This is a genomic window from Escherichia sp. TW14182 (genome assembly GCF_000208525.1).
In the GTDB taxonomy this organism is placed as follows: domain Bacteria; phylum Pseudomonadota; class Gammaproteobacteria; order Enterobacterales; family Enterobacteriaceae; genus Escherichia; species Escherichia ruysiae.
In genome coordinates this window covers 1-5,708 of sequence record NZ_AEJZ01000324.1, presented here as the reverse complement: position 1 = coordinate 5,708, position 5,708 = coordinate 1, and the positions used below count along the sequence as shown (strand labels likewise).

The following is a 5,708-nucleotide window of genomic DNA, read 5'->3' as shown; positions in this document are numbered from 1 at the left end:
CGGCGTGAACGCCTTATCCGACCTACGGTTATGTTCCGGCTCGTTGGCCTTTGGCAACGATTATCATAAGAGATTGGGGCAATTACGCGCCCTCGTCAAATCATTGCGCTTTTTCTTTACGCGGTTGGCGCAATACTTCGTTGATTTGCGGATCGTCCAGCGGACCAGAAATGTGATAGCGCAAAATGGAGACTTTGCTCCATAGCGGCCCCAGCACTTTACTGGCGGCAAACACCGCAGCGCCGACAATGGGGTTAACCGCAAAGGCCGCAGCCACCCCCACCGTCGCGGAAATTTCCGGCGCGACAACCGCCTCCATATTCAGATCGCGGCGTACCAGATTCACCGACCCTTTCATGGCGATATCCGCTTCCAGGCCATCCACCAGCGTGTCATCGGTGTGCATAACACCGTCTTTAATCCACGCCGTGCTGCGAATGGAGTCAAAATAGAACCCTTCGCCAAAGGTGTCTCTGAAATCAAAACGCAGCTTACGCATCAGGGCATCAACGCTCAATAAGCGCAGCAATTGCCCGGCATGTCCGGTGCTGATTTCGGTAATTTCGCCTTTGCCCAGTTGGGTATGAATGATGCCATTCAACGTCGCTTCATCCGGCTGCCACGGTGCTTTACGCCAGTGTAAATCGTAATCCACATTAAATGACGACTGGCGTATTGGCGTCGTGACACCAAAAAATTCTGCGGCGGCATCAATTTTCTGGCCGCGCAGTTTTCCTTTCAGCGAGGTGCGTTCATTCCCCGGATTGTTAACCCATTCACCATCGGCAGTGAGTCGCGAGAAACCAGTATCAATCAGTCCATTAGTCAGCGTTAACGTATCGCCGGAAATGGTGATATCGCTGTCGATGCGACCGAATTTTTGCCCCCAGAACCAGCACTCTGCGCAACGTATTTGTGCGTCCGGCCAGCCACGGAAGCTGATGCGCTCCGTGGTCGGGAAAGGTGATGAATTCGTTGATTCACCACCGGTTTTCGTCACGTTCGGGTTGTAATAGAGATATTTAATATTCGCCAGCCACGGCGCGTTATTACGCATCGCCAGCGTAGCGTTGATTTCACGCCCTTGCGCCTCAACCTGCGTACCGTTTGCCATCGGCTGCGAGACGATGCTCAGGTTATTCCACTGCTGATTCCCCAATGACAACGCCGGTGTACGTAACGTAATGTGCTGAGGGAAACTCGCCGCGCTGCCAACCTTTTCCGTCGCGCCTTTCTGGAATAGCGCCAGCCACTCGGCGCCGTCCATTGGCGGCATATTTAACTCAACACCACTCTGTTCCGGTAACGGTGGAAGCGTTTTGCTGTCTGCCGCCCAGATGGCGCGCTCAAGCGTCAGCTTTTGACCGAGCAACCAGCGGCTATTGAAATGGTTATTCGTGCCAGCTTGCCCGGTTAATTCAAAGCTGTTGAGATTGCCATCAACCTTAATATTTACAGGTAGCGGTTTACCCGCAGGTTTGGCTAACGGCGAAGGTAAGTGACTACTCACATTCTTCAGATCGCCGTTCAGCTCTACGTTATAGGTCGCGCCAGCATGATAAGGCAGCTCAATGCCCACTTTACCATCCCACGCCACGCTGCCGCTTAACGCTTCGTTCACCGCTTCAGGCAGAACGCCGGTTTTCGCTGGTTGCCAGTTACCGTTGAGATTCACCGCAACCTGGTAGGCTTTTGTCCCTTCTTTGGTGGAAAAATCCACGTTCAGTGGCTGGTTAAACCAGCTTGCGGTCAGTGGTTCACTTTGCAGATCACCATTGATAAAGCTGAATTTACCGCTCAAATTTTTCAGGGTGCTGTCGAGGGGTTTGATAAACAGGCTGTTGTTGCGCAGCGCCACTTCACCTTTCGCTGTAACCAGTTCGCCATTCAGCGGGATATCGAGATGTAAGCGAGCATTCACATCGCCGTCGAGCTGGAGTTCTTGTAGGGTCGCCCCCAGAGAATCCTTCAGCGGCGTCTCATTAAAGTAAGGACCAACGGCTTTACCCGAACCTTTAATGTCAGCGTCAATAAGCAACTTTTCTTTCGAGTAGTCAGGGATCACCGCAGTGAGGTTACTGGCGCGCACACCGCCCAGATTAACGCCATCGGTTTTCATCCATAAACCGTCGTTAATAAAGTCCAGTTCAATATCAAGGTTAGTTAATGCAGGCCAGTCCGGCTGGAAGGCAAACTTCGCGTTACGCAGCGGCACCAGCACTTCAAACTGACCTTCGTTGTGTTTGTAAGGGAAAAGATGTGGATTGCCGCCATAAACCAGGGTCGCGTTATCCGCTTTACCGCCCTGAATTGCGCCACTTAGATAATCGACTAACTCTTTCCCCATCAGGTTTTCCGGGAAATAGCGCCAGGCTTGTGAACCATCATCGGTACTGATGCCAGCCAGAATCCCCAGCCAGGGTTCATCGTTAGCAGGTTGCAGGTAACGAAAACCGCCGCGCGCATGGACGGCTTTGGCTTTAACGTCGATGTTACGCCCATCCAGCTGGAAACCTTTATCATTATTCAACCAGCTTATGGTTGCCTTGCCGTCGGCAATTTCCAGCGGTGCGCGAAATACCGTTTCATAAGGCATTTTCGCCTGCTTCATGGAAGCCGTCAGCAAACCATTTTCTACGCTTCCTGAAAGCGTCCCGGAGAAATGTTCCGCACCCGGCAGTAATTTCCATTGTTTCCAGGCCAAATTGCTCCACGACGCCTGAAAGCGGGTTTTCTCTGCCGCCTGAAGCGGGATATCCAGCGCCAGCGTGTTGATCTTGCCACTCGGCTGGGTTGAACGCCAGATATCACCCAGCGCAGGTGAAAGTTTCGCTGCTAATGGGCGTATGCCTTCCAGCCCCGCCAGCTCCAGATTGCTGGCGCGAATCCGTAGTTCGTCACTGCGTTTATTGTTTTTGCCGCCAACGTCCTGTTCTGGTATCCAGGCCAGCGTCAAAGCTCCACTCGGCCAGGGTTTGCCGTCCATGGTGATCCGCGTATCAGGAATGGAAAACTGCCAGCCCGAATGTTCGCGCGTTATGTGCGCGGTCAGATTATCCACCGACAGCGAATGCGTTTTTTTCTCGCCCAGCCAGCTTGCACCGCCCTGTTTCAGCCAGACATCGCCTCCGATCACATCGCCTTTGTCGATGGTCATCCAGCCTTCAAGGGAGAACTGTGCCGTTTCCAGCGCAATATTGTCCTGCATCCATTTACCGAGCCACGGCTTCAGGTCAATGTCATCAGCCTGAAGCCAGACGCGACCATTGCTTAACAGTCCCTCATCATCACGCAGATCCATGCGCACCTGCATCACGCCGTGTTGTTCGGTCAGACTGGAGAGACTTACCTGGCCTTCCGCACGGTGTCTACGTGGATCGTTAAGCCAGGTGAGTTGCGGGATCGCCAGTTCAGCGCGCTGACCGGATGGTGTCAGGAAGCTGATTTCGCTATCGCGGAGATCGAAGTGATCGAACTGACGAAGAAACAGATCGCTGATATGGCTGGCTTCCAGGCTATCATTGCTACCACCACTGGTGATGGGTGTATTGGTGCGAAAGCGCAGTTGCCAGAAAGTGAGGTCACGAAACTGCCAGCGCATATGCAGCAGGCTCTGCCAGACATCCAGCGCCAGGGTGACGCGTTTAACTGAAAATTCACCGCCATCTTTCAACTCAGCGCGGATGTCGTGCGCTTCGAGTGTTGGGCCAAAATTTTGCCAACTGGCGGAGAGCTGACTGGCTGCCACCGGCATACCCGTCGCGGATTCAATTTTGTTAAGGATTTCCGGGCGCCAGGCGTCGAGGTGCGGTAAAGCAATACGCAGGCCGCTGACCAGCAGCGCAGCGATCACTACGAGCGCGGCTCCAGTAAGCAGTAAAATCCCCGGCAATCGCCTCACCCGTCACTCCTTGTCTACTAAAAATGTGACTCAAAAACCCTTTGCCGGATGGCGGCCCAGCATCTGTTTACATCATTACGACGTCAAACTGCTCCTGGTTGTAGAGCGGTTCAATTTGTACTTTAACCTGTTTGCCAACGAAAATTTCCACTTCCGCCAGCGAGTGCGATTCTTCGCCTTTCAAGGCTTCGGCTACTGCCGGGGAAGCATAGACCAGGAAACGGTCAGAGTCGTAAGCATGGTGCACGCGAACGATCTCACGCATGATTTCATAGCATACGGTCTCCACGGTTTTCACCGTTCCGCGACCGTGACAGGTTGGGCATTCATTACACAGTACGTGCTCAATGCTTTCGCGGGTGCGTTTACGCGTCATCTCCACCAGCCCCAGCGCCGAAAAACCATTAACGCTGGTTTTCACCCGGTCTTTGCTCAACGCCTGTTCCAGCGAATGCAGTACGCGGCGACGGTGATCTTCATTATTCATGTCGATGAAATCAATAATGATAATCCCGCCCAGATTACGCAACCGTAACTGGCGAGCGATAGCCTGCGTCGCTTCAATATTGGTATTGAAGATGGTGTCGTCCAGATTGCGATGACCAACAAACGCCCCGGTATTGATGTCCACGGTAGTCATCGCTTCGGTCTGGTCGATAATCAAATAGCCGCCGGACTTCAGTTCTACTTTGCGTTCCAGCGCCCGCTGGATTTCGTTTTCGACATCAAAGAGATCGAAAATTGGCTGGCGTCCGGTGTAATGTTCCAGCTTACTGGTCATCTCGGGAATGTATTCCGAAGTGAACTCAAGCAACGCTTCGTAAGTCAGGCGCGAGTCAACGCGAATACGATCCAGCTCAGCGTCGGCGAAATCACGCAGAACACGCTGCGCCAGCGCCAGTTCGCCGTACAGTTGATAACGGGTCTGTGGACGCTTTTTACGTTCCATCACTTTGGTCCAGACGCGTTTCAGGTAGGCAGCATCGGAGGCCAGCTCCGCTTCGCCAACCCCTTCCGCCGCAGTACGGATGATAAATCCGCCCTGCTCGTCGCAATACTCTGCGACCACTTTTTTCAGGCGTTCACGTTCAGATTCACTTTCAATGCGTTGGGAAACCCCAACGTGAGAAGCCCCTGGCATAAACACCAGATAGCGAGACGGCAGCGTGATATCGGTGGTCAGACGCGCACCTTTGGTGCCAAGCGGATCTTTCACCACCTGCACCATCAGATCTTGTCCCTGACGCACCAGCTCCGAAATATCGCGCACCGTGAACTGCTTTTGTTCTTCACCCGCCACACATTCGGTGTGTGGCATGATGTCGGATGCATGAAGAAACGCGGCTTTATCCAGCCCAATATCTACAAAAGCCGCCTGCATACCCGGAAGTACACGACTTACACGACCCTTGTAGATATTGCCTACTATTCCGCGTCGCGCCTCACGTTCAATATGAATTTCCTGCAGAATACCGCCATCAATATACGCCACTCGTGTTTCCGAAGGCGTTACGTTTACCAACAATTCAGCCGTCATGTTTATCCCTTTTGTCACGCAGTGCGTTAAAATTACTTAATAATTCATACGTTTCAACCAGCGGTAAGCCGACTACGGCGTGATAGCTGCCATTTATCTTCCTGACAAAACAACCACCCAGCCCCTGAATACCGTATGCACCTGCTTTATCTAACGGTTCACCGCTGGCAACATAGCCCGCGATGTCTTCGTCTGTTAACGTTCTGAACGTCACATCGGTGACCACCAGACAATCGAGAATGTACTGGCTGGGTGCCAGGGGCACCCCCG

At 53.0% G+C, this 5,708-nt stretch carries 3 protein-coding genes; all 3 read right to left on the bottom strand.

Annotation, left to right across the window (positions count from 1 at the left end):
• Positions 1-100: 100 nt before the first annotated feature.
• Positions 101-3,901 carry an AsmA2 domain-containing protein YhdP gene (yhdP, locus tag EQY_RS0120985; protein WP_001253521.1) on the bottom strand — a complete coding sequence of 1,267 codons (3,801 nt, stop codon included), beginning with the start codon at positions 3,899-3,901 and terminating at the stop codon, positions 101-103.
• Positions 3,902-3,968: 67 nt separating this feature from the next.
• A complete protein-coding gene (rng, locus tag EQY_RS0120980; protein WP_000123197.1) occupies positions 3,969-5,438 on the bottom strand; it encodes a ribonuclease G in 1,470 nt (489 codons plus the stop codon).
• Positions 5,428-5,708: Maf family protein (locus tag EQY_RS0120975; RefSeq protein WP_000485559.1), on the bottom strand; the 281-nt coding region annotated here is incomplete at its 5' end. The genes EQY_RS0120975 and rng, both read right to left, overlap by 11 nt.

Bases quoted from the DNA above. Each gene is read 5' to 3' on its own strand.
- rng (WP_000123197.1), bottom strand. From the start codon at position 5,438: ATGACGGCTGAATTGTTGGTAAACGTAACGCCTTCGGAAACACGAGTG.